Below are 21,362 nucleotides of genomic sequence, written 5' to 3'. Positions count from 1 at the left end.
ATCTTGACCGCATCTGCGGCAAATCGTCCCTAAGGTTGCCCATCTTACCTTTAGCCATTCCAAGACAAAGCATGGCTTGGGGATTAGAATGTCGCGCATTCTCTTTTGGTGACAGCGATATGACTGATCAGCGCAAAGGCAGCGATGCCGAACCCACCACTCACTTCGGCTTCAAAAACGTTCCGGAAAGCCAGAAAGCGGAAAAAGTCGCTGAGGTTTTCCATTCCGTAGCCGCGAAATACGACCTGATGAACGACCTTCTGTCGGGCGGCATGCACCGCCTGTGGAAGCGTTTCGCGATCGAGCTTTCCGGCGTGCGCAGCGGCAACCGCGTGCTCGACATTGCCGGCGGCACCGGCGACCTGACCCGCAAGTTCTCGCACCTCGTCGGCCCGACCGGCCAGGTCGTGCTGGCAGACATCAACGAATCGATGCTCAAGGTCGGCCGTGATCGCCTGCTCGATCTGGGCGTTGCCGGCAACGTCGAATTCGTCCAGGCCGACGCGGAAAAACTGCCATTCCCGGACAACCACTTCGACTGCGTGACCATCGCCTTCGGCCTGCGCAACGTGACGCACAAAGAGGACGCGTTGCGTTCGATGCTGCGTGTGCTCAAGCCCGGCGGACGCCTGCTGGTGCTGGAATTCTCCAAGCCGACCAACGCGCTGATGTCCAAAGCCTACGACGCCTACTCGTTCGCTTTCATGCCGCTGATGGGCAAGCTGATCACCAATGACTCGGAAAGCTATCGCTATCTGGCCGAATCGATCCGCATGCACCCGAATCAGGAAACCCTGAAGTCGATGATGGTCGAGGCCGGTTTCGACCGCGTGACCTATCACAACATGACCGCAGGCATCGTCGCCCTGCACCGCGGCATCAAACCCTGATGTTGCTCACCGGGCTGCTCGCCAGCGTCGAACTCGGCCTCAACCGGGTGCTGCGTCTCGACAGCACGGCGATGCCGCGCCTGGCGCATCTGACCGGCAAGGTGATTGCCGTCGATTGCCGCAGTCCGGCCATACAACTATTCATTCTGCCCAGCGACGAAGGCCTGATGCTGGCTTCACAGTGGGCCGCGGATGTCGACTGCACGCTGCGCGCACCGGCCTCGAGCCTGGTGAAACTGGCTCTGAGCAAAGACAAGACCGCCGTGCTGCACGCACCCGAAGTCGAGCTCGATGGCGACAGCGGCGTGTTGCTGGAGCTGGCCGGCGTGCTGCAAGACCTCGAGCTGGACTGGGAGTACGAACTCTCGCGCTGGCTCGGCCCGGTCGCCACGCAGTTGCTCGGTGGTCATCTGCGCAGCCGCGCGCGCTGGTATCAACAAGGATTTGCCAGCCTCAACCAGAATCTTGCCGAATACCTCGCCGAAGAATCACGCACCCTTGTCGGGCAGCGCGAAGCCGAAGCGCGGTTCAGCGAACTGGACCGGATCAAACTTGATCTGGAACGACTCGAGGCGCGTTTCGAGCGCCTTTCCCGATCCCTCGACCCAAGCGATAACGCATGAAGCTGCTTGCCGTCCGCCGTCTGTTGCGCATCCAGCGCGTCGTGATCCGCTACCGCCTCGATGACCTGCTGTTCGATCTGCCGCTGCCCTGGTTTCTCCTGGCAGTACGCTTTCTGCTGCCGTGGCGCTGGCTGCCGCGCAAGCCGCTGGAGCTCAATCGAGGCGCGCGCTTGCGTCTGGCATTGCAGGATCTGGGGCCGATTTTCATCAAGTTCGGGCAGATTCTTTCGACCCGCCGCGACCTGTTGCCGGAAGACATCGCCGATGAGCTGATGCTGTTGCAGGACCGCGTGCCGCCGTTCGATTCGCAACTGTCAATCAAGCTGATCGAAGAACAGCTGGGCAAGAAAATCAGCGAAGTGTTCAGTCGCTTCGACGTTGAGCCGCTGGCCTCGGCCTCGGTGGCGCAGGTGCATGCGGCGCAGCTCAAAAGCGGCGAAGAAGTGGTGGTCAAGGTCATTCGCCCCGGCCTGAAACCGGTGATCGCGCAGGATCTGGCGTGGCTGTTCATCCTCGCCCGCGCTGCCGAGAAATTCTCCGCTGACGCGCGCCTGCTGCACCCGGTCGACGTGGTGCAGGATTACGAAAAAACCATTTACGACGAACTCGACCTGTTGCGCGAGGCGGCCAACGCCAGCCAGTTGCGCCGCAACTTCGAAGGCTCGCAGCTGCTGTACGTGCCGCAAGTCTATTGGGACTGGTGCCGGCCGAAAGTGCTGGTAATGGAGCGCATCTACGGGATACAGGTCACTGACCTGGCGACCCTCGCCGACCAGCGCACCGACATGAAAATGCTCGCCGAGCGCGGTGTGGAGATCTTCTTCACCCAAGTGTTCCGCGACAGCTTTTTCCACGCCGACATGCACCCGGGCAACATCTTCGTCAGCACCGTCAATCCGTGGAGCCCGCAGTACATTGCGATCGACTGCGGCATCGTCGGCAGCCTGACGCCGGAAGACCAGGATTATCTGGCGCGCAACCTGTTCGCCTTCTTCAAGCGTGACTACCGCCGTGTCGCGCAGTTGCACATCGATTCGGGCTGGGTGCCGGCGGAAACCAAACTCAACGAATTCGAAGCAGCGATCCGTACCGTCTGCGAACCGATCTTCGAAAAACCGTTAAAAGATATTTCATTTGGCCAGGTGCTGATGCGCCTGTTCCAGACTGCGCGCCGCTTCAACATGGAAGTGCAGCCGCAGCTGGTGCTGTTGCAGAAGACCCTGCTGAACATCGAAGGCCTTGGTCGTCAGCTGTATCCGGATCTGGATCTGTGGAACACCGCGCAGCCGTTTCTCGAGCGCTGGATGCGCGAACGCGTCAGCCCGAAAGCCTTGCTGGGCAACGTGCAGAGCCAGCTGGAGCAGATTCCGCACCTGTCGAACATGGCCCGCGATCTGCTCGAACGCATGTCGCAACCTCACGCCAAAGATCCACCGCCGCCGTGGCACAAACGCAAGGACGACTGGTTCCTGCGCCTGCTCGGCTGCGCGCATCTGGCCGGCGGCGCGACCCTCGCCGCCGGTGGCCCGCTGACCGATTGGGCACACTGGCCCGCCGGAATCATGCTGGCGGTCGGTTTGTATCTGGTCGTTCGCCGATAGCACGATCGAGCTGCAAGTTATAAGCTGCGAGCTGCATGCATGGCGACACAGACACACCGCAACCTGCTTTTACTTGCAGCTTGAAGCTTGAAACTCGAAGCTGCTTTTCAGGAATCGAAGATGAAAAACTGGCTGGACGAGATCAAGTGGGACGCCGACGGCCTGGTGCCGGCGATTGCCCAGGATCACAAGACCGGGCGCGTATTGATGATGGCCTGGATGAACCGCGAAGCGCTGGAACTGACCGCCGCGGAGAATCGTGCAATCTACTGGTCACGTTCCCGTGGCAAGCTGTGGCGCAAGGGCGAGGAGTCCGGCCATGTGCAGACCCTGCATGAAATGCGTCTGGACTGTGACGCCGACGTGATCATCCTGATGGTTGAACAGATCGGCGACATCGCCTGCCACACCGGCCGTCAGAGCTGCTTTTACCGGGTCTTCGAAAACGGCGACTGGAAAACGGTCGACCCGGTTCTGAAAGACCCGCATGCCATCTACTCCGCAGGACACACACATGAGTGACACCCTGACCCGTCTGGCTGAAGTGCTCGAAGAGCGCAAAGGCGCAGCCGCCGACAGTTCGTATGTCGCCAGCCTGTATCACAAGGGGCTGAACAAGATTCTGGAGAAAGTCGGCGAAGAGTCGGTCGAAACCATTATTGCCGCCAAGGATGCCGCCATCAGCGGCGACTGCAGTGATGTGATCTACGAGACCGCCGACCTGTGGTTCCACAGCATGGTCATGCTCGCCCAACTGGGGCAGCATCCGCAGGCCGTGCTGGATGAACTGGACCGTCGCTTCGGCCTGTCCGGACACGTCGAGAAAGCCTCGCGTCCGTCCGCCTGAACAATTTTTAGAGAGGAATCGCCACATGGGCATTTTTGACTGGAAACACTGGGTCGTCATTCTGATTGTCGTGGTGCTGGTGTTCGGTACCAAGAAACTGAAAAACCTCGGCACCGACGTTGGCGAATCGATCAAGGGCTTTCGCAAAGCCATGAATGACGACGAAAAACCGACCGAGCCGAACGTGACCCCGCCAGCGCAGCCCGTGCCACCGGTGCAGCCGCAAACCACCGCTCAGGCCAACCCGCCGCACACCATCGACGTGCAGGCGCAGAAAGTCGAAGAGCCGATCCGCAAAGACGTGTGAGCACTGACTAATGTTTGGTATCAGCTTCTCTGAACTGCTGCTCGTCGGCCTCGTTGCCCTGCTGGTGCTCGGCCCCGAGCGTCTGCCGGGCGCTGCGCGCACCGCCGGTCTGTGGGTCGGCCGCCTGAAGCGCAGCTTCAACGCGATCAAGCAGGAAGTTGAACGTGAAATCGGCGCCGACGAGATCCGTCGGCAACTGCACAACGAACATATTCTGTCGCTGGAGCAGGAGGCGCGGAAGATTTTCAATCCGAACCAGCAGGAGCCGACGCCGGTCGAGCATGTAGGCGAGCAGACGATTCACAGCGCTGCCGCTCCGACTGCACCTGCACCTGCACCTGCACCGGTTGTAACACCGCCAGCACCGGCGCCGGTTGCCGCAGACACATCGGTTGAACACGTAGCTCCCACCGCCGCGCCGACTACACCTGCGCCTCACGACACCACTTTGCCGCCGCGAGCCCCATGAGCGATCTTCCGGAAAACGACCAGCACATGCCGCTGGTTTCGCATCTCACCGAGTTGCGCACCCGCCTGCTGCGTTGCGTGGCGGCGATCTTCATCATTTTTGCCGGGCTGTTCGCCTTTACCCAGCAGATCTATACCTTCGTCTCGACGCCGCTGCGCCAGTACCTGCCGGTCGGCGCGACGATGATCGCCACCGACGTGTCGTCGCCATTCCTGACGCCGCTGAAGCTGACGATGATGGTTTCGCTGTTTCTTGCGATTCCGGTGATCCTGCACCAGATCTGGGGCTTTATCGCGCCGGGTCTGTACAAGCATGAAAAACGCGTCGCGGTACCGCTGCTGATCTCCAGCATCCTGCTGTTCTACATCGGCATGGCGTTCGCCTATTACTTCGTCTTTCCGCTGATCTTCAAGTTCTTCGCCGCCGCCACCCCGGCCGGCGTGGAAATGATGACCGACATCGCCAGCTACCTCGATTTTGTGATGACGCTGTTCTTCGCCTTCGGCGTGGCGTTCGAGATTCCGGTGGCCGTGGTGCTGCTGGTGTGGATCGGCGTGGTCGACGTCAAATACCTGAAGAAGATCCGCCCGTACGTGATCATCGGCTGCTTCGTGGTGGGCATGATCCTGACGCCGCCGGACATCTTCTCGCAGACCCTGCTGGCCGTGCCGATGTGGATGCTGTTCGAGATCGGCATCCTCTTCGGCGCGCTGGTCAGCAAGCGCGAACGCCCGGACGAAACGCCGGCCGACGACCACAACGACCAGCCGCCAGCGACCCAGGCATGAACCTGCTGCTGCTCGAAGAGGCCGACTTCATTGCGGCCGACCGCGTGGTCCTGCGCGATCGCCGCCTGACCCATATGCAGGAAGTCCATCGCTCGGAAGTCGGCGACAGCCTGCGTGTCGGGCGCATCAACGGGCTGATGGGTTCGGCCGAGTTGCTGCGCCTGGAGGCATGCGAAGCGGAACTGCGTGTCAGCCTCGATCAGCCACCGCCGGCCAAACTGCCGCTGACCCTGGTACTGGCCCTGCCCCGGCCGAAAATGCTCCGCCGCGTGTTCCAGACCGTCGCGACCATGGGCGTGGCCAAGGTGATTCTGGTCAACAGTTACCGCGTGGAGAAAAGCTTCTGGCAAACGCCATTTCTGGATCCGGAAGCGATTCGTGAGCAGTTGATCCTGGGGCTCGAACAGGCTCGCGATACGGTGCTGCCGGAGATCATCATCGAGAAGCGTTTCAAGCCTTTCGTCGAGGATCGACTGCCGGCGGTCACCGAGGGCACCCTCGGCCTGGTCGGCCATCCCGGCAACTTCCCACCGTGCCCCCGCGCCCTCAGCGAACCGGTGACGTTGGCCATCGGCCCCGAGGGTGGCTGGATTCCCTATGAAATCGATCTACTGGCCAAATCCGGCCTGCAACCGGTGCAATTGGGTGAGCGCATTCTGCGCGTCGAAACCGCCGTCACCGCCCTGCTCGCGCGCCTGTTCTGAATGTTGCACCGGTCCCTGTAGGAGCTGCCGAGTGCAACGAGGCTGCGATCTTTTGACCTTGCCTCTAAAAAACAAGATCAAGAGATCGCAGCCTCGTTGCACTCGTCAGCTCCTACAAGCTCCTACAAGCTCCTACCAGCTCCTACGGGCGGACAAGTGGCGTTACAGATTGCCATCACCCAGCCGATACAGCCCCTATAAGTCCAATTTTAGTGGTCCGAAGGGAGTGGTCGCATGTACCGTTGGTTAGCCGAGAGTCTTGGAAACGTCAGCGTCAAACGCAAGCTGGGCATCGGTTTCGGCCTGGTGCTGTTACTGACGCTGTTGATCACTTTCACCGGCTGGACCGGCATGAGCGGCATCATCAGCCGCGGCGACAAGCTCGGCTTCATCTCAAGCCTCAATGAGCTGACCAAAGACCTGCGCCTGGCGCGCATGGACTATGACATGCGCCGTGGCGAACAGGGCCCGGGCGCGGTCAACGAATTCCTCAACAAGCTCGAAAGCGGTCTGCAATCGGCACGCGGCATGATCGAGCAGCCGTCCGATGTGGCGATGGTCGACCAGCAATTGGCTGCCGTTGCCGAATACAAACGCGCTTTCGGCGAAATGACCCAGGCCACCGTGCAGCGTGAAGATGCGCGCAGCAAGCTGGGCGCCAACGCCGACAATGCTGTGGCCAGGGTTGGCGAAGTCGAAAGTGCACTGCTGCAGGGCGACAGCGTCGCGCAATACAACGCGGTGATCGAGCTGAGCAAATTGCTCCAGCAGGCACGCTATCAGGTGCGCGGCTACACCTACAGCGGCAAGGCCGACGCCGAGCAACCGGCGCTGACCGCCATCGACAACGCGCTGAAAAACCTCGAAAGCCTGCCGACTCGCGTGCCGGAGCAGCACATCGCCAACCTGCAGCAGGCCACCGACTCGCTCAAGGCCTACCGCGCCGCCGTCGCACAATTTCGTGACTCGCAGGTGAAGAACACCGCCGCACTGGCGAACATGGCGGCTCAGGGCGAGATCCTGATGTCAGTCAGCAAGAAACTCACCGAATCGCAAACCGTGGTGCGCGACACTGACGCTGCCCACGCCAAGAACATGCTGCTGATCGCCACCGTGCTGGCGCTGGTGTTCGGTTTGCTGGCAGCGTGGATCATCACTCGGCAAATCATCATTCCGCTGACCCAGACCCTGAAAGTGGCCGAGCGCGTGGCAGCCGGCGACCTGACCCACAACCTGGTTTCCCTGCGTCGCGACGAACTTGGCCAATTGCAGCGCTCGATGCAAAGCATGACCCAGGGCCTGCGCGAATTGATCGGCGGCATCAGCGACGGCGTCACGCAGATCGCCAGCGCCGCCGAAGAACTTTCGGCCGTGACCGAGCAGACCAGCGCCGGGGTCAACAATCAGAAGGTCGAGACCGATCAGGTCGCCACCGCCATGAACGAAATGGCCGCCACCGTGCAGGAAGTCGCGCGCAACGCTGAAGAAGCTTCGGAAGCCGCTGTCGCTGCCGACCAACAGGCCCGTGAGGGCGACAAGGTCGTCGGCGAAGCCATCGCCCAGATCGAGCGTCTGGCGATCGAGGTCGGGCATTCCACCGAAGCCATGGGCGAGCTCAAGCGCGAAAGCGACAAGATCGGCAGCGTCCTCGACGTGATCAAGTCGGTCGCCCAGCAAACCAACCTGCTGGCGCTCAATGCCGCCATCGAGGCCGCCCGTGCCGGTGAAGCCGGGCGTGGTTTCGCCGTGGTTGCCGATGAAGTGCGCAGCCTCGCCCAGCGCACGCAGAAGTCCACAGAAGAGATCGAAGAGCTGATCGTCGGCCTGCAAAACGGCACTCAGCAAGTGGCGACGATCATGGACAACAGCCGCAGCCTCACCGACAGCAGCGTCGAACTGACCCGTCGCGCCGGTGGCTCACTGGAAAGCATCACCCGCACCGTCTCGGCGATCCAGGCGATGAACCAGCAGATCGCCGCAGCCGCCGAGCAGCAGAGCGCCGTGGCCGAAGAGATCAACCGCAGCGTGCTGAATGTGCGCGATGTGTCGGATCAGACCTCGGCGGCGAGTGAAGAGACCGCCGCATCCAGCGTTGAACTGGCGCGGTTGGGCACGCATCTGCAGATGCTGGTGGGTCGATTCAAGGTTTAACAGCCCAAAAACAAAAGATCGCAGCCTTCGGCAGCTCCTACAGGTGTACACAAAACCTTGTAGGAGCTGCCGAAGGCTGCGATCTTTTTTGCCGTTAAAGAACCTGTCTTAGAAAGGCCTGAGCCCGCGGATCCTTCGGTGCATCGAAGAACTGCGCCGGCGCTGCATCTTCAAGCAACTTGCCGTGATCGAAGAACAACACCCGATCCGCTACTTCCCGAGCGAAACCCATTTCATGGGTCACGCAGACCATGGTCATGCCTTCCACGGCCAGGTTCTTCATCACGTCGAGCACTTCGCCGACCATTTCCGGATCGAGCGCCGAGGTCGGCTCATCGAACAACATCACCTTCGGCTCCATCGCCAACGCCCGGGCAATCGCCACGCGCTGTTGCTGACCGCCGGACAGGCGTGACGGAAATTCGTGAGCCTTCTGTGCAATGCCGACCTTTTCCAGCAACGCCATGGCCTTGGCTTCGCGTTCTTTCTTGCCGCGCTTGCGCACGACTTTCTGCGCCAGACAGAGGTTTTCCAGCACGGTCATGTGCGGGAACAGGTTGAAATGCTGGAAAACCATGCCGACTTCGCGGCGGTAGGCGTTGACGTCGGTTTTCGCGTCGGCCAGTTGCAGGCCATCGATGCTCACCGAACCGGAATCAAATTCCTCCAGACCATTGAGGCAACGCAGGAAGGTCGACTTGCCGGAACCCGACGGGCCGATCACCACCAGCACTTCGCCCTTGGCCACCGTCGTGCTGACGTTATCCACCGCGCGCACAACCTGCCCACGGGTGTCGAAGACTTTTACCAGATCGCGAACTTCAATCACTTTGCGCGAGCCTCCGCTCAAGCCGGCTGGCGATCTTCGACAGCGGCAGGTTGATCAACAGGTACAGGCCGGCAACGCAGAACAGGATTTCGAAAGGCGAAAATGAGGTGGTGATGACTTCCCGACCGCTTTTCAGCAGCTCGGTGATGGCGATCACCGACACCAGCGACGTGTCCTTGACCAGACTGATGAACTGCCCGGCCAGCGGCGGCAGCACCCGCTTGAACGCCTGCGGCAGGACCACGTGGCGCATCGACTGGCCGGCGCTCAGACCGAGCGAGCGCGCCGCCTCGTTCTGACCACGGGCGATCGATTGCACGCCGGAACGGATGATCTCCGCCACGTAGGCGCCAGTGAACAACGACAGCGCGGCGATCCCGGCGAACTCGCGGGACAGGTTCATCACCGTGCCGATGAAGAAATAGAAAATGAAGATCTGCACCAGCAGCGGTGTGCCACGGACCAGTTCGACGTAAATCGTCGACAGGTCGCGGAGAGTCGGGTTGCTCGACAGCCGGCACAGGCCGGTGACCAGACCAATCAGCAAGCCGAGCACGCCAGACACCAGCGACAGCCACAACGTCGTCCACAGTCCCCACAACAGCGGTCCTGCCGCCCAATGCCGGGTCACGCCGACGACATCGCCTTCAGCAACATCGTCGCCCTGAGCGAATTGCAGGCTGTTTTCGTCGACGGTCAGGCGCTGCTCGTCACCGGCATCGTTGCGCAGCGTGACCTCGGCACTGCTGCCCTTGCGCACCAGTTCGGTGACGGTGGAAATATCCGCGGCGCGCTGGGTTTCTTCTGCCTGGTAGGCGAAGTACTGCGGCACGCGATTCCAGCGCCATTCGTAGGACATCAGCGACGTGGCGTAATACAACGCGCCCGCCAAGCCGACCAGCACCAGCACGGTGAGGACGTGCCAGGGCCATTGGGCTTTTTTCTGTTTCATTGCAGGTTCCGGGATTTGTGTTGCCCTTCAGGGTCTTTTCGCGAGCAAGCTCGCTCCCACAGGTCCAGCGTCTGACACAAAATGTGTGTTCACCTGAATCACTGTGGGAGCGAGCTTGCTCGCGAATGGGGCGACTCGGTCTGGCAGACCGGGCTTATTCCATGTCCTTGAGCCACTCGGTGCTCTTGAACCACTTGTCATGGATGCGATCGTAGGTGCCGTCTTCGTGGATCTGGTGCAGGAAGTTGTTGATGAAGTTAAGGCTATCGTAATCGCCCTTCTTCAGACCGAAGGCCAGCGGCTCGTAGGTGAACGGCTTGTCGAGAAACACCAGTTTGCCGGCGCCGACCTTGTTCAGCGCAACGACGTTGTACGGCGCGTCGTAGATAAAGGCGTCAGCCTTGCCATTGACCACGTCGAGCACGGCTTCCTGCTCGTTGTCGTAGCCGTGGTACTTGGCTTTGGAGATCAGCTTCCTGGCGACCATTTCGCCGGTGGTGCCGAGCTTGGAGGTGATGCGGTAGTCAGCCGTGTTCAGGTCTTTGTAGGACTTGATGGTGCCTTCCAGCTCCTTGCGGATCAGCAGGGTCTGGCCGACGACGATGAACGGATCGCTGAAGTTCAGGCGCAGATTGCGCTCCTGGGTGAGGGTCATACCGCTGCCGATCATGTCGAACTTGTCGGTCATCAGCGCCGGGATGATGCCGTCGTAACCGGTCGAGACCAGCTCGAGCTTGACGCCCATGGCCTTGGTCATGGCCTTGAGGATATCGACTTCGAAACCGATGATTTCGCCACGTTTGTTGGTCATCTCGAACGGCATGTAGGTCGGGTCCATGCCGACTTTCAGCGAGCCGCGCTTTACCGCTTCATCGATAGCGCCGGCCTGCGCCGCATTGACTGCAACCAGTGCCGTGACGCCGACCAGCAGCATCGACAGATACTTCTTCATCTTCAAGTCCCCAAAACCATTGCGTGTGCGGCGCGAAAACCAACAGTTACAGGCAAAAAGCCCGGGTGCGCCAATTCGGAGACGGATGCTAACGCACTCGTTCATTAGCACAAGGCTTTTTGCCGGCAATTGTTGTGATGGGTCAGGCCGTACAAGCAAAGATCGCAGCCTTCGGCAGCTCCTACACAGGATCGATGTACACCCTGTAGGAGCTGCCGAAGGCTGCGATCTTTAAAAAAAAGCCCCGCATTCGCGGGGCAATTTCATCAGGCCGGCTGAGCCTGCAGGCTCACCGGTCGCAACGGCAGCAACGGCGCATGCGGATCGGCTTTCACCGAGGCGCGCCAGGCGTCCAGCCACTCGGCGAGACCTTCGGCCCAGACCTGCTCATGCAGGCGTGCCAGTGCAACAGGGTCGCTGAGCAGTTGCAGGCGATCATGGTTGTTCAGCCCGGACGGGCCGACCTTGATCGCGTGACGCACGCGCTCCTGACGTAGCCACTCGATCGGCTCGGCGTGACCGTGACGCGAAGTCGCCAGCGAGCACGCCAGGGCGTTCTGCTGCGGGTCGACCACGGCGCGGACGAAGCCGTCGTTGAGGGCGTGATAACGGTTCTCGTGGGTGTACTGATCGGTCGCCAGCAGCGCCTGTGGCGGATTGTATTCCTCAGGAATGAGGAACAGGCTCTCGTCACGGGACTTCAGGCCCAGACCGACGCGGCTGGAGATCACCGACACCGGGATCGACAGCATCAGCGAACCGACGATCGGCACCAGCCACCACAAGAAGCTCGGGTTCAGCCAGATCACCAGCAGCGCCCAGAAGAAGCCCAGCAATGTCTGCGGACCATGGCGCTTGACCGCTTCGCTCCACGGCGTCGAGTCGTCGTCACGCTGCGGCGAGTTCCAGGTCGCGGCCCAGCCGAGGAACGCGGCGAGGACGAAGCGGGTGTGGAAAATCATCCGCACCGGCGCCAGCAGCATGGAGAACAACATCTCCAGCAGCATCGACAAGGTCACCTTGAACTTGCCGCCGAACTCTTTCGCGCCCTTGGCCCAGATCAGGATGATGCTCAACAGCTTCGGCAGGAACAGCAGCACGATGGTCGTCGAGAACAGCGCAATGGCTTTGTCCGGGTGCCATTGAGGCCACAGCGGATAGAGCTGGCGCGGTTCGAGGAAGTATTGCGGCTCCATCAACGTGTTCACCGCCAGCAGCGCAGTCGACAACACGAGGAAGAAGAACCACAACGGCGCCGACAGGTAGGACATCACGCCGGTCAGGAACACCGCACGGTGTACCGGGTGCATGCCCTTGACCAGGAACAGGCGGAAGTTCATCAGGTTGCCGTGGCACCAGCGACGGTCACGCTTGAGCTCATCGAGCAGGTTCGGCGGTAGTTCTTCGTAGCTGCCCGGCAGATCGTAGGCAATCCACACGCCCCAACCGGCACGGCGCATTAGCGCAGCTTCAACGAAGTCGTGGGAAAGGATCGCACCGGAGAACGCGCCCTTGCCCGGCAACGGCGCCAGGGCGCAGTGGTCGATGAACGGCTTCATGCGAATGATCGCGTTGTGACCCCAATAGTGGGATTCACCCAACTGCCAGAAGTGCAGGCCGGCAGTGAACAGCGGGCCATACACACGGGTAGCGAACTGCTGCATGCGCGCATACAGGGTGTCCATGCCCGACGCACGCGGCGCGGTCTGGATGATCCCGGCGTCCGGCGTGGCTTCCATCAGGCGCACCAGACTGGTCAGGCATTCGCCGCTCATCACCGAGTCGGCGTCGAGCACGACCATGTACTTGTAGTCACCGCCCCAACGACGGCAGAAGTCGTCGAGGTTGCCGCTCTTGCGCTTCACACGACGGCGACGGCGGCGATAGAAGATCTTGCCGAAGCCCTTGGCTTCGCGGCAGACGTCCAGCCAGGCCTGCTGTTCGGCGACGCAGATATCGGTGTCGTTACTGTCGCTGAGGACGAAAAAGTCGAAGCGATCCAGATCACCGGTCGCGGCGACCGATTCAAACGTCGCACGCAGACCGGCGAATACACGCGGCACGTCTTCGTTGCAGATTGGCATCACCAGCGCAGTACGCGCATCTTTCGGAATCGGCTCGTTACCGGCGCTTTTCCCGGAAATACGGTATTTATCGTGACCGGTGAGCAACTCGAGGAAGCCCATCAGCGCGGTCCAGAAACCGGCGGACACCCAGCAGAACAGAATCCCGAACAGAATCAGGATGCTGGTTTGCAGCGCATACGGCAGCACTTGCGTAGCGGTTTGCAGCAGCGGTTGATGCAGGACTTCATCGAGATCGACGAACGACCAGCCCTGGTAAGGCATGATGCCCTTCATGTACCAGCCGGCGACGATGGTCTGGCCGAGCATCAGCAGCAACAGGATGTAGCGACGGATCGAACCGACGGTGCGCCAGCGCGCGGCCGGCAGGACGTTGGCGTCCTTCGGTGGTTGCGGCGGGTTGGTGCGCCCGGTCATACGGCGCCAGCCACGCACCAGAATGTTGGTGCGCCACGGCTCCGGCACGACCTTGGTACGGCGGATCGGCGGGGTCGCCTTGAGGCTGACCCGACCGCTGGAGTCGAGCACCAGCATTTCCGCTTCGGCCAGTTCTTCGGCAGTGCTCAGGGTCAGGCGCTTGCCCACCGAAGCCTGGGCGGCTTCGGCAGGGGCGTCGAATGTCGAGGACGACAGGCGTTCATGCAGCTCGCTGAACGACTGGCAACCCGCGAGTTCCGCGCGTTGCTCGTCGGTCATCGGCAGATGCGCCAGATACTCGGACAGAGTCTCTGGCTGTACGTGTGAGTTACTCATCGGCAGGCAACTGATAGCTCCAGGTCTCGGTCAGGACTTCTTCAGTCGGCGCCGATTCCGGTGTGGCTGGGGCCGCGTCGGCAGCGACTGGCTGCTTGGCGTCTTTGTTGGCCTTGTCCTTGGCATCGGCTGCCGGCTTGGCTTCAGCCTGTTTGGCTTCGGCGGCCTTCGCTTCCTTGTCGAGTTTCTCCTGTTGCTTGGCGGCAACCTTGTCAGCCTTGGCGACCGACGAGTTGGAAGCCGGCACCGATTTGGCCAGATCCGCGGTGACCACCGGCTGAACCAGTGCGGCGCGCATCTCGGTCGCCTTGCTGGCGTCCTTGATCTTCATTCGCAGGGTCAAGCGCCAGCCCTTGGTTTCCGGGTTGTAGCGCACGCTGTTCTCGACCAGTTCGGCGTTGTCGCCGACGCTGACCTGACTGCGCACGTCGGCGTCCGGCGTCAGGGCCGCCAGCGACGGGCCTTCGAAGTCGACCAGATAGGCAACGCTGCCATCCGGCTGACGGATCAGGTTCGATTGCTTGACGTCACCGGTCGAACGCAGGGTCTGCGCCACCCAGGCGCTGTCCGGCGCGTGGATTGCTGCTTCGTCCATGGTCCAGTGCATGCGATAGGCGAAGTCCAGCGGCTGGCCCGGCTCAGGCATTTTTTCCGGGCTCCAGAACGCAACGATGTTGTCGTTGGTTTCGTCAGCGGTCGGAATCTCTACCAGATCGACGGTGCCCTTGCCCCACTCGCCCTTCGGCTCGATCCAGGCGCTTGGGCGCTTGTCGTATCGATCGTCGAGGTCTTCGTAGTGGCTGAAGTCGCGGCCACGCTGCAGCAGGCCGAAACCACGCGGGTTCTCGACGCTGAAGTTGCTCACGGCCAGATGTTTAGGGTTGTTCAGCGGACGCCAGATCCACTCGCCGTTGCCGGCATGGATCGACAGACCGCTGGAGTCGTGCAGTTCACGACGGTAGTTGAGGACTTTCGACGGCTGGTTGGCGCCGAACAGGAACATGCTGGTCAGCGGCGCGATGCCCAGTTTGCCGACCTTGTCACGCAGGAACATCTGCGCCTTGACGTCGACGATGGTGTCGCTGCCCGGACGCAGGATCAGCCGATAGGCACCGGTGGCGCGCGGCGAATCGAGCAGGGCGAAGATCACCAGGTGCTTGTCGCCGGGCTTCGGCTGCTGGATCCAGAACTCGCGGAAACGCGGGAATTCTTCACCCGACGGCAGCGCGGTATCGATCGCCAGACCACGGGCCGACAGACCATAGGTGTGGCCCTTGCCGACGACGCGGAAGTAACTCGCGCCGAGCATGGTCATGATCTCGTCTTGCTTGTCGGCCTTGTTGATCGGGTACAGCACACGGAAACCGGCGTAGCCCAGTTGTTCGGTGGCTTTCGGATCGAATTTCAGGTCGCCGAAATCGAAGCGGCTCGGATCGTATTTGATCTCGGAGACGGTGTTCGCGGTGATTTCGTTGATTTTCACCGGCGTATCGAAGTGCATACCCTGGTGATAGAAGGAGAGCTTGAACGGCGTCTTCTGATCGGCCCACTCAGCCTTTTCGGTGAGGAAGCGGATCTTCTGGTAGTCCGCGAACTTCATTTCGCGGAATTCGTTCGGCAGGTTGCTGCGCGGGGCTTCGAACTTCTGCCCGGCCAGCTCTTTGGCCTTGGCCGATACGTCGTCAAGATTGAACGCCCAAAGCTGACCGGCGCTGAGCAGGCACAGGAGCGCCGAACCCGCTACCAGAGCACTTCGCATGCGTTTGGCAGACATTTTTGCTGCATTACAGGGACTAACAATCACGAGCAACCCTCGCCGAAAACAGATCAATAAACCAACGGCCAGCTATCTTTATGCCAGGTTGGCGAGCATTGTTCCGACTCCGCCGGGGCAAAATGATTCCCCAATCGGATCCAGACAAGTCTCTACCTAAGTCAAAACGGATCAACGAATGTCGATCCCCGCAGCGCGCGATTATCTAGTAGCCCGGATGACAACGCATCAGGGGTAACAAAGTATTTATCGCGAAAACAGCCTAAAAACAGGCGAAACGTCCGAAAAAGATGTTTCAGGCACCGTCAGGTCTGTAACAAAAAGGTAACCGGGCCATCGTTGACCAGGTGCACCTGCATATCGGCGCCGAATCTACCTGATGCCACAGTGCCATGCACCTGTTTCGCCCCGCTCAATAAATAGTCGAACAATTCCTCACCCAGTGCCGGCGGTGCGGCCGTGGAAAAGCTCGGGCGCAGGCCGCTTTTGGTGTCGGCGGCGAGGGTGAACTGCGAGACCAGCAGCAACCCGCCGCCCACATCCGCCAAGGACAGATTCATCTTGCCTTCGGCGTCACTGAATACCCGATAGTTAAGCAGCTTATGCAGAAGTTTGTCGGCGCTGGCACGCGTGTCGTCGGGTTCTACCGCCACCAGCACGAGCAAACCTTGATCGACCGCGCCGACCACCTCGCCAGCGACCTCGACCCGCGCACCGCGTACGCGCTGCAACAGCGCCTTCATGCTTCTTCGAGCGGCAGATCGAGCAGGCGCTGAGCCATTTTGCTCGCAGCGCGCACCAGTGCATCGGTGATACCCGGCTCGGACGCGGCATGACCGGCGTCACGGATCACCTGCAATTCGCTGTTCGGCCAGGCCTGGTGCAACTCCCAGGCATTGTCGAGCGGGCAGATCACGTCGTAGCGACCGTGAATGATCACGCCGGGCAAGTGGGCGATCTTGCCCATGTCGCGGATCAGCTGGTTCGGCTCAAGGAAGGCGTTGTTGGTGAAGTAATGGCATTCGATCCGCGCAATCGACAGCGCGCGCTGCGGCTCGGAGAAGCGATCAACCACCAGCGGGTTCGGCCGCAGGGTCGCGGTGCGCCCTTCCCAGGTCGACCACGCCTTGGCCGCATGCATCTGGGCGATCTGGTCGTTGCCGATCAGGCGTTTGTGGAAAGCGCTGAGCAGGTCGTCGCGCTCGTCCAGCGGGATCGGCGCGATGTAGTCCTGCCAGTAATCGGGAAACAGACGGCTGGCGCCGGCCTGATAGAACCATTCGATTTCCTGCGGTCGGCAGAGAAAGATCCCGCGCAGAATCAGACCGTGGACCCGCTCCGGATGGGTTTGCGCGTAGGCCAGCGCCAGGGTAGAACCCCAGGAGCCGCCGAACAGCACCCATTTTTCGATACCCAGATGTTTGCGGATGCGCTCGAGATCCTCGACCAGATCCCAGGTGGTGTTGTTTTCCAGGCTGGCGTGCGGGGTGGAGCGACCGCATCCGCGCTGGTCGAACGTGACGATGCGATACAGATTCGGATCGAAATAGCGCCGGCTCTGGGCGTCGCAACCGGCGCCGGGGCCACCGTGGATGAACACCACCGGCAAACCCTCCGGCGAGCCGCTTTCATCGACGTACAGCGTATGGGTGTCATCGACAGCCAGATCGTGCCGGGCGTGAGGTTTGATCTGCGGAAACAAAGTCTGCATTGCGCGCTCCGTAAGGGGTCGAGGTCATCCCTGGGGGGACTCGAATTATTCTGCCGTTGGGCATCATAAACCCGATTTGCGTCAATGAGCATGCTCGCTCGTTGACGCAATTTATCTGCTGCATGCAAACCTTGTGGGAGCGAGCTTGCTCGCGAAAACGGCAGACCAGTCGAATTTGATGTCGACTGACACGACGCCTTCGCGAGCAAGCTCGCTCCCACAGGGGATGGTGGTGTTATTTGCAGTAATGTTTTTCACCCCAAGCGAGCAGTCCCTGCAGCAATTCCCGGAGCACCACCCGCGTCGGTTCGGCCAGGTCGGCGCGGTAGCGGAACGGTTCGAACTCTTCCATGTAGGTGGACTGGCACAATTCCAACTGCACCGCGTGGATGTTCTGCGCCGGGTCGCCGTACTGGCGGGTGATGTGCCCGCCCTTGAAGCGACCGTTGAGCACATGAGTGAACTGCTCGTGCCGCGCGCAGATCGTTTCCAGCTGCGTAGCGAGTTGCGGATCACAACTGGCGCCATTGAACGTGCCGAGATTGAAATCCGGCAGTTTGCCGTCGAACAGGTGCGGGATGATCGAGCGGATCGAGTGCGCGTCGAACAGCAGCGCGTAGCCGAATTCGGCTTTCAATCGCGCCAGCTCTTCCTGCAGCGTGCGATGGTACGGCGTCCAGACCTGCTCCAGGTAAGTTGCACGTTCTTCTCTCGAAGGCTCATGCCCTTCGCGGAACAACGCAATGCCGTCGAACAAGGTCGCCGGATATAAACCGGTGGTCGCCCCGGCATACAACGGCTTGTCGTCGGACGGCCGGTTGAGGTCGATGACGAAACGCGAATACTCGGCAGCCAGGGTGCTGGCGCCCAGTTCCTCGGCAAAATCGTAGAGCTGCGGGATATGCCAGTCGGTGTCCGGCAAACTCTTCGCGGCGGGGATCAACCCGGCTTCGACCGCCGGGGTCAGACGCACGCCGGCGTGGGGCATGCTGATCAGCAGCGGCACGCGGCCTTGTTTGAAATTCAGAACCTTATTCACAACCGCCCTCCTAGAAATTCGATTCAACGCCGTGACGCACGACGCGCTTGTCCAGATCGCCCCCGAGCCAATAGGCCAGATCCGCCGGACGCTCGATGTCCCATGCGACAAAGTCGGCGACCTTGCCGACCTCCAGCGAGCCGCGGGTGTCAGCCATGCCCAATGCCTGCGCGGCATGAAGGGTTGCCCCGGCCAGGGCTTCTTCCGGAGTCATGCGAAAACAGGTGCAGGCCATGTTCAACATCAGGCGCAACGACAGCGCCGGCGAGGTGCCGGGGTTGAGGTCACTGGCGATGGCGATCTTCACCTTGTGTTTGCGCAGTGCATCCATTGGCGGTAATTGAGTTTCACGCAGAAAATAGAACGCGCCCGGCAGCAGCACCGCGACAGTGTCGGATGCAGCCATGGCGATGGCGTCGTCCTCGTCCATGAATTCCAGATGATCGGCGGACAAGGCTTTATAGCGCGCGGCAAGGCTCGAGCCGTGCAGCGAAGACAATTGTTCGGCGTGCAGTTTTACCGGTAGACCGAGTTGTTGCGCGGCAACGAACACCCGCTCGACCTGCTCCGGCGAGAACGCCAGGTATTCGCAGAACGCATCCACGGCATCCACCAGACCTTCAGCAGCGAGGGCCGGGAGCATCTCGCTGCAGACCAGATCGATGTAATCGTCGGCGCGATCCTTGTACTCCGGCGGCAACGCGTGCGCCGCCAGGCAAGTGCTGCGTACGCTGATCGGCAGTTCTTCGGCCAGGCGCCGGATGACCCGCAGAAGCTTGCGCTCGTTGGCCAGATCGAGGCCGTAGCCGGATTTCATTTCCACCGTGGTCACGCCGTCGCGCATCAGGCTTTTCAAGCGCTTGGCGGCGCTGGCGAACAGCTCGTCTTCAGTGGCTTCGCGCGTGGCGCGCACGGTGCTGGCGATGCCCCCGCCCTGCGCGGCGATCTCGGCGTAGCTGACGCCTTGCAGACGCTGCTCGAACTCGCCGCTGCGGTTGCCGCCGAACACGGTGTGGGTGTGACAGTCGATCAGCCCGGGCGTGACCCACGCACCTTGCAGGTCATTGACCGCCGGGTATTCGCCGGACGGCAGTTGAGTGCGCGGGCCGATCCACTCGATCAGCGTGCCGGACGTCACGATCGCGGCATCCTCGATGATCGAATAGGCGCCGTTGGCCATGGTTGCGACGTGGCAGTGTTGCCAGAGGGTTTTCATCCCGGTTCCTCGTCTTGTTCAAAATCGATTCGCGAGCAGGCTCGCTCCCACAGTTGAATAGCGTTCCCCTGTGGGAGCGAGCCTGCTCGCGAAGAGGCCATCACAGGCTCGGCAAAAGCTTCACCGAAACCAGCTCGGTCAAACACCGCGAAGCCAGCAATTCAGTCGCCGCATTGATATCCGGCGCAAAAAACCGGTCCTTCTCATAAAACGGCACTTCCCTGCGCAGGATCGCCCGCGCCTGTTCCAGCTTCGGCGAGGTCTTCAGGCCGTTGCGCAGATCCAGGCCCTGCGCCGCCGCCAGCCATTCCACCGCAAGAATCCCGCGAGTGTTTTCAGCCATTTCCCACAGACGCTTGCCCGCAGCGGGCGCCATGGAAACGTGGTCCTCTTGGTTAGCCGAAGTCGGCAGGCTGTCCACCGAATGCGGATGGGCCAGGGCCTTGTTCTCGCTGGCCAGTGCCGCCGCGGTGACCTGGGCGATCATGAAACCGGAGTTCACCCCGCCATTGGCGACGAGGAACGGCGGCAGTTGCGACATGTGCTTGTCCATCATCAGCGAGATGCGCCGTTCGCTCAGCGAGCCGATTTCGGCGATGGCCAGAGCCAGATTGTCAGCGGCCATGGCCACCGGTTCGGCGTGAAAGTTGCCGCCGGAAATCACATCGCCTTCAGTGGCGAATACCAGCGGATTATCCGACACCGCGTTGGCTTCCACCGCCAGCACTTCAGCGGCCTGCCGGAACTGGGTCAGGCAGGCGCCCATGACTTGCGGCTGGCAGCGCAGCGAATACGGATCCTGGACCTTGTCGCAGTTCTGGTGCGAGGCAGAGACTTCGCTGCGCTCACCGAGCAGATCGCGGTAGGCCGCAGCGGCATCGATCTGTCCTCTCTGCCCACGCGCGGCATGAATGCGCGCGTCGAACGGCGAGCGCGAACCGAGCACGGCTTCTACGGTGAGACTGCCCAGCGCCAAGGCACCGGCGAACAGGTCTTCGCCTTCGAACAAACCACGCAGCGCAAACGCTGTGGAAACCTGAGTACCGTTGAGCAGCGCCAGACCTTCTTTAGCCGCTAAAGTCAGCGGCGTCAGGCCGGCGACTTTCAGTGCTTGAGTGGCATCAAGCCATTCGCCCTTGTAGCGCGCCTTGCCCTCGCCCAGCAGCACCAGCGACATGTGCGCCAACGGCGCCAGATCGCCCGACGCACCGACCGAACCTTTCAGCGGAATGTGCGGATAGACCTCGGCATTGACCAGCGCAATCAGCGCATCGATCACCTGCCGACGGATCCCGGAGAAACCGCGGCTGAGGCTGTTGACCTTGAGCACCATGATCAGTCGCACAAGGTCATCGCTGATCGGCTGGCCGACGCCGGCCGCGTGCGAGAGCACCAGCGAACGCTGCAGGTTCTCCAGGTCTTCGCTGGCGATGCGCGTCGAGGCCAGCAGGCCGAAACCGGTGTTGATGCCGTAGGCGGTGCGGTTCTCCGCAAGAATTTGTTCGACGCAGGCGACGCTGGCCTCGATCTGCGCGCTGGCGCTGTTGTCGAGGGTCAACGTGACGGGATGCTGGTAGACTTCACGCAGTTGGGCCAGGCTCAGTTGGCCGGGGATCAGGTTCAGCGCAGTCATTAAAATGCTCCTGTTAGGCATTGTTATTAACTACCAGTC

Annotated in this window: 20 protein-coding genes and 1 pseudogene; 11 read left to right on the top strand and 10 right to left on the bottom strand. The window is 61.2% G+C overall.

Features of this window, described 5'->3' with window-relative positions:
* Positions 1–119 precede the first annotated feature (119 nt).
* The 11 genes and pseudogenes from ubiE to J2Y90_RS26710 all read left to right on the top strand — a co-directional run bounded on the left by ubiE (position 120) and on the right by J2Y90_RS26710 (position 8,380).
* Positions 120–890: a bifunctional demethylmenaquinone methyltransferase/2-methoxy-6-polyprenyl-1,4-benzoquinol methylase UbiE gene (ubiE, locus tag J2Y90_RS07925; RefSeq protein ID WP_039756654.1), complete on the top strand. Its 771-nt coding sequence runs from the start codon at positions 120–122 to the stop codon at positions 888–890.
* Positions 890–1,513, top strand: a complete 624-nt coding sequence (locus J2Y90_RS07920) for a ubiquinone biosynthesis accessory factor UbiJ (protein WP_253498192.1) — start codon at positions 890–892, stop codon at positions 1,511–1,513. The genes ubiE and J2Y90_RS07920 overlap by 1 nt, the downstream gene beginning before the upstream one ends.
* The gene (ubiB, locus tag J2Y90_RS07915; RefSeq protein WP_253498189.1) at positions 1,510–3,114 is read left to right on the top strand and encodes a ubiquinone biosynthesis regulatory protein kinase UbiB; all 1,605 of its coding nucleotides are present in this window, start codon (positions 1,510–1,512) and stop codon (positions 3,112–3,114) included. The genes J2Y90_RS07920 and ubiB overlap by 4 nt, the downstream gene beginning before the upstream one ends.
* A gap of 120 nt (positions 3,115–3,234) precedes the next feature.
* Positions 3,235–3,636, top strand: a complete 402-nt coding sequence (gene hisI / locus J2Y90_RS07910; RefSeq protein WP_007899278.1) for a phosphoribosyl-AMP cyclohydrolase — start codon at positions 3,235–3,237, stop codon at positions 3,634–3,636.
* A complete protein-coding gene (locus tag J2Y90_RS07905) occupies positions 3,629–3,961 on the top strand; it encodes a phosphoribosyl-ATP diphosphatase (protein ID WP_007909355.1) in 333 nt (110 codons plus the stop codon). The genes hisI and J2Y90_RS07905 overlap by 8 nt, the downstream gene beginning before the upstream one ends.
* Before the next feature lie 25 nt (positions 3,962–3,986).
* Positions 3,987–4,268, top strand: a complete 282-nt coding sequence (locus J2Y90_RS07900) for a twin-arginine translocase TatA/TatE family subunit (protein ID WP_039756649.1) — start codon at positions 3,987–3,989, stop codon at positions 4,266–4,268.
* Positions 4,269–4,278: 10 nt separating this feature from the next.
* Positions 4,279–4,737, top strand: a complete 459-nt coding sequence (gene tatB / locus J2Y90_RS07895) for a Sec-independent protein translocase protein TatB (protein WP_253498186.1) — start codon at positions 4,279–4,281, stop codon at positions 4,735–4,737.
* Positions 4,734–5,525 (top strand): twin-arginine translocase subunit TatC, encoded by a 792-nt coding sequence (gene tatC / locus J2Y90_RS07890; protein ID WP_016772075.1) that lies wholly within the window; start codon positions 4,734–4,736, stop codon positions 5,523–5,525. The genes tatB and tatC overlap by 4 nt, the downstream gene beginning before the upstream one ends.
* Entirely contained in the window at positions 5,522–6,229 is a 708-nt protein-coding gene (locus J2Y90_RS07885; RefSeq protein WP_253498184.1) for a 16S rRNA (uracil(1498)-N(3))-methyltransferase, read from the top strand. Before tatC ends, J2Y90_RS07885 begins: the two co-directional genes overlap by 4 nt.
* Before the next feature lie 234 nt (positions 6,230–6,463).
* Positions 6,464–7,525, top strand: a pseudogene (locus tag J2Y90_RS26715) (methyl-accepting chemotaxis protein); the annotation flags it as partial.
* Positions 7,508–8,380 carry a methyl-accepting chemotaxis protein gene (locus tag J2Y90_RS26710; protein WP_370695128.1) on the top strand — a complete coding sequence of 291 codons (873 nt, stop codon included), beginning with the start codon at positions 7,508–7,510 and terminating at the stop codon, positions 8,378–8,380. The pseudogene J2Y90_RS26715 and the gene J2Y90_RS26710, both read left to right, overlap by 18 nt.
* 94 nt (positions 8,381–8,474) lie before the next feature.
* Here J2Y90_RS26710 and J2Y90_RS07875 read toward each other — a convergent pair whose 3' ends face one another.
* The 10 genes from J2Y90_RS07875 to hutH all read right to left on the bottom strand — a co-directional run bounded on the left by J2Y90_RS07875 (position 8,475) and on the right by hutH (position 21,323).
* Positions 8,475–9,209, bottom strand: a complete 735-nt coding sequence (locus J2Y90_RS07875) for an amino acid ABC transporter ATP-binding protein (protein WP_253498177.1) — start codon at positions 9,207–9,209, stop codon at positions 8,475–8,477.
* A complete protein-coding gene (locus tag J2Y90_RS07870) occupies positions 9,202–10,161 on the bottom strand; it encodes an amino acid ABC transporter permease (RefSeq protein WP_253498174.1) in 960 nt (319 codons plus the stop codon). Before J2Y90_RS07870 ends, J2Y90_RS07875 begins: the two co-directional genes overlap by 8 nt.
* Positions 10,162–10,315: 154 nt before the next feature.
* Positions 10,316–11,113, bottom strand: coding sequence for a transporter substrate-binding domain-containing protein (locus J2Y90_RS07865; protein WP_253498171.1), 798 nt, complete (start codon positions 11,111–11,113; stop codon positions 10,316–10,318).
* Positions 11,114–11,379: 266 nt separating this feature from the next.
* A complete protein-coding gene (gene mdoH / locus J2Y90_RS07860) occupies positions 11,380–13,950 on the bottom strand; it encodes a glucans biosynthesis glucosyltransferase MdoH (protein WP_253498167.1) in 2,571 nt (856 codons plus the stop codon).
* Positions 13,943–15,724, bottom strand: coding sequence for a glucan biosynthesis protein G (locus tag J2Y90_RS07855; protein WP_161806073.1), 1,782 nt, complete (start codon positions 15,722–15,724; stop codon positions 13,943–13,945). The genes mdoH and J2Y90_RS07855 overlap by 8 nt, the downstream gene beginning before the upstream one ends.
* Positions 15,725–16,029: 305 nt before the next feature.
* Positions 16,030–16,467, bottom strand: coding sequence for a D-aminoacyl-tRNA deacylase (gene dtd / locus J2Y90_RS07850; RefSeq protein WP_253498164.1), 438 nt, complete (start codon positions 16,465–16,467; stop codon positions 16,030–16,032).
* Positions 16,464–17,435, bottom strand: coding sequence for a prolyl aminopeptidase (pip, locus tag J2Y90_RS07845; protein WP_126359265.1), 972 nt, complete (start codon positions 17,433–17,435; stop codon positions 16,464–16,466). Before pip ends, dtd begins: the two co-directional genes overlap by 4 nt.
* 235 nt (positions 17,436–17,670) lie before the next feature.
* Positions 17,671–18,474 (bottom strand): N-formylglutamate deformylase, encoded by an 804-nt coding sequence (gene hutG / locus J2Y90_RS07840; RefSeq protein WP_253498161.1) that lies wholly within the window; start codon positions 18,472–18,474, stop codon positions 17,671–17,673.
* A gap of 10 nt (positions 18,475–18,484) precedes the next feature.
* The gene (gene hutI, locus J2Y90_RS07835; protein ID WP_253498158.1) at positions 18,485–19,690 is read right to left on the bottom strand and encodes an imidazolonepropionase; all 1,206 of its coding nucleotides are present in this window, start codon (positions 19,688–19,690) and stop codon (positions 18,485–18,487) included.
* Positions 19,691–19,790: 100 nt separating this feature from the next.
* Complete coding sequence (gene hutH / locus J2Y90_RS07830; RefSeq protein WP_253498155.1) at positions 19,791–21,323, bottom strand: histidine ammonia-lyase; 1,533 nt, start codon at positions 21,321–21,323, stop codon at positions 19,791–19,793.
* Between the last annotated feature and the right edge of the window lie 39 nt (positions 21,324–21,362).

The sequence above is a fragment of the Pseudomonas koreensis genome, assembly GCF_024169245.1.
In the GTDB taxonomy this organism is placed as follows: Bacteria; Pseudomonadota; Gammaproteobacteria; order Pseudomonadales; family Pseudomonadaceae; genus Aquipseudomonas; species Aquipseudomonas koreensis_F.
The sequence above is the reverse complement of the archived record's forward strand: the minus strand, read 5'-3'. Positions and strand labels throughout refer to the sequence as shown.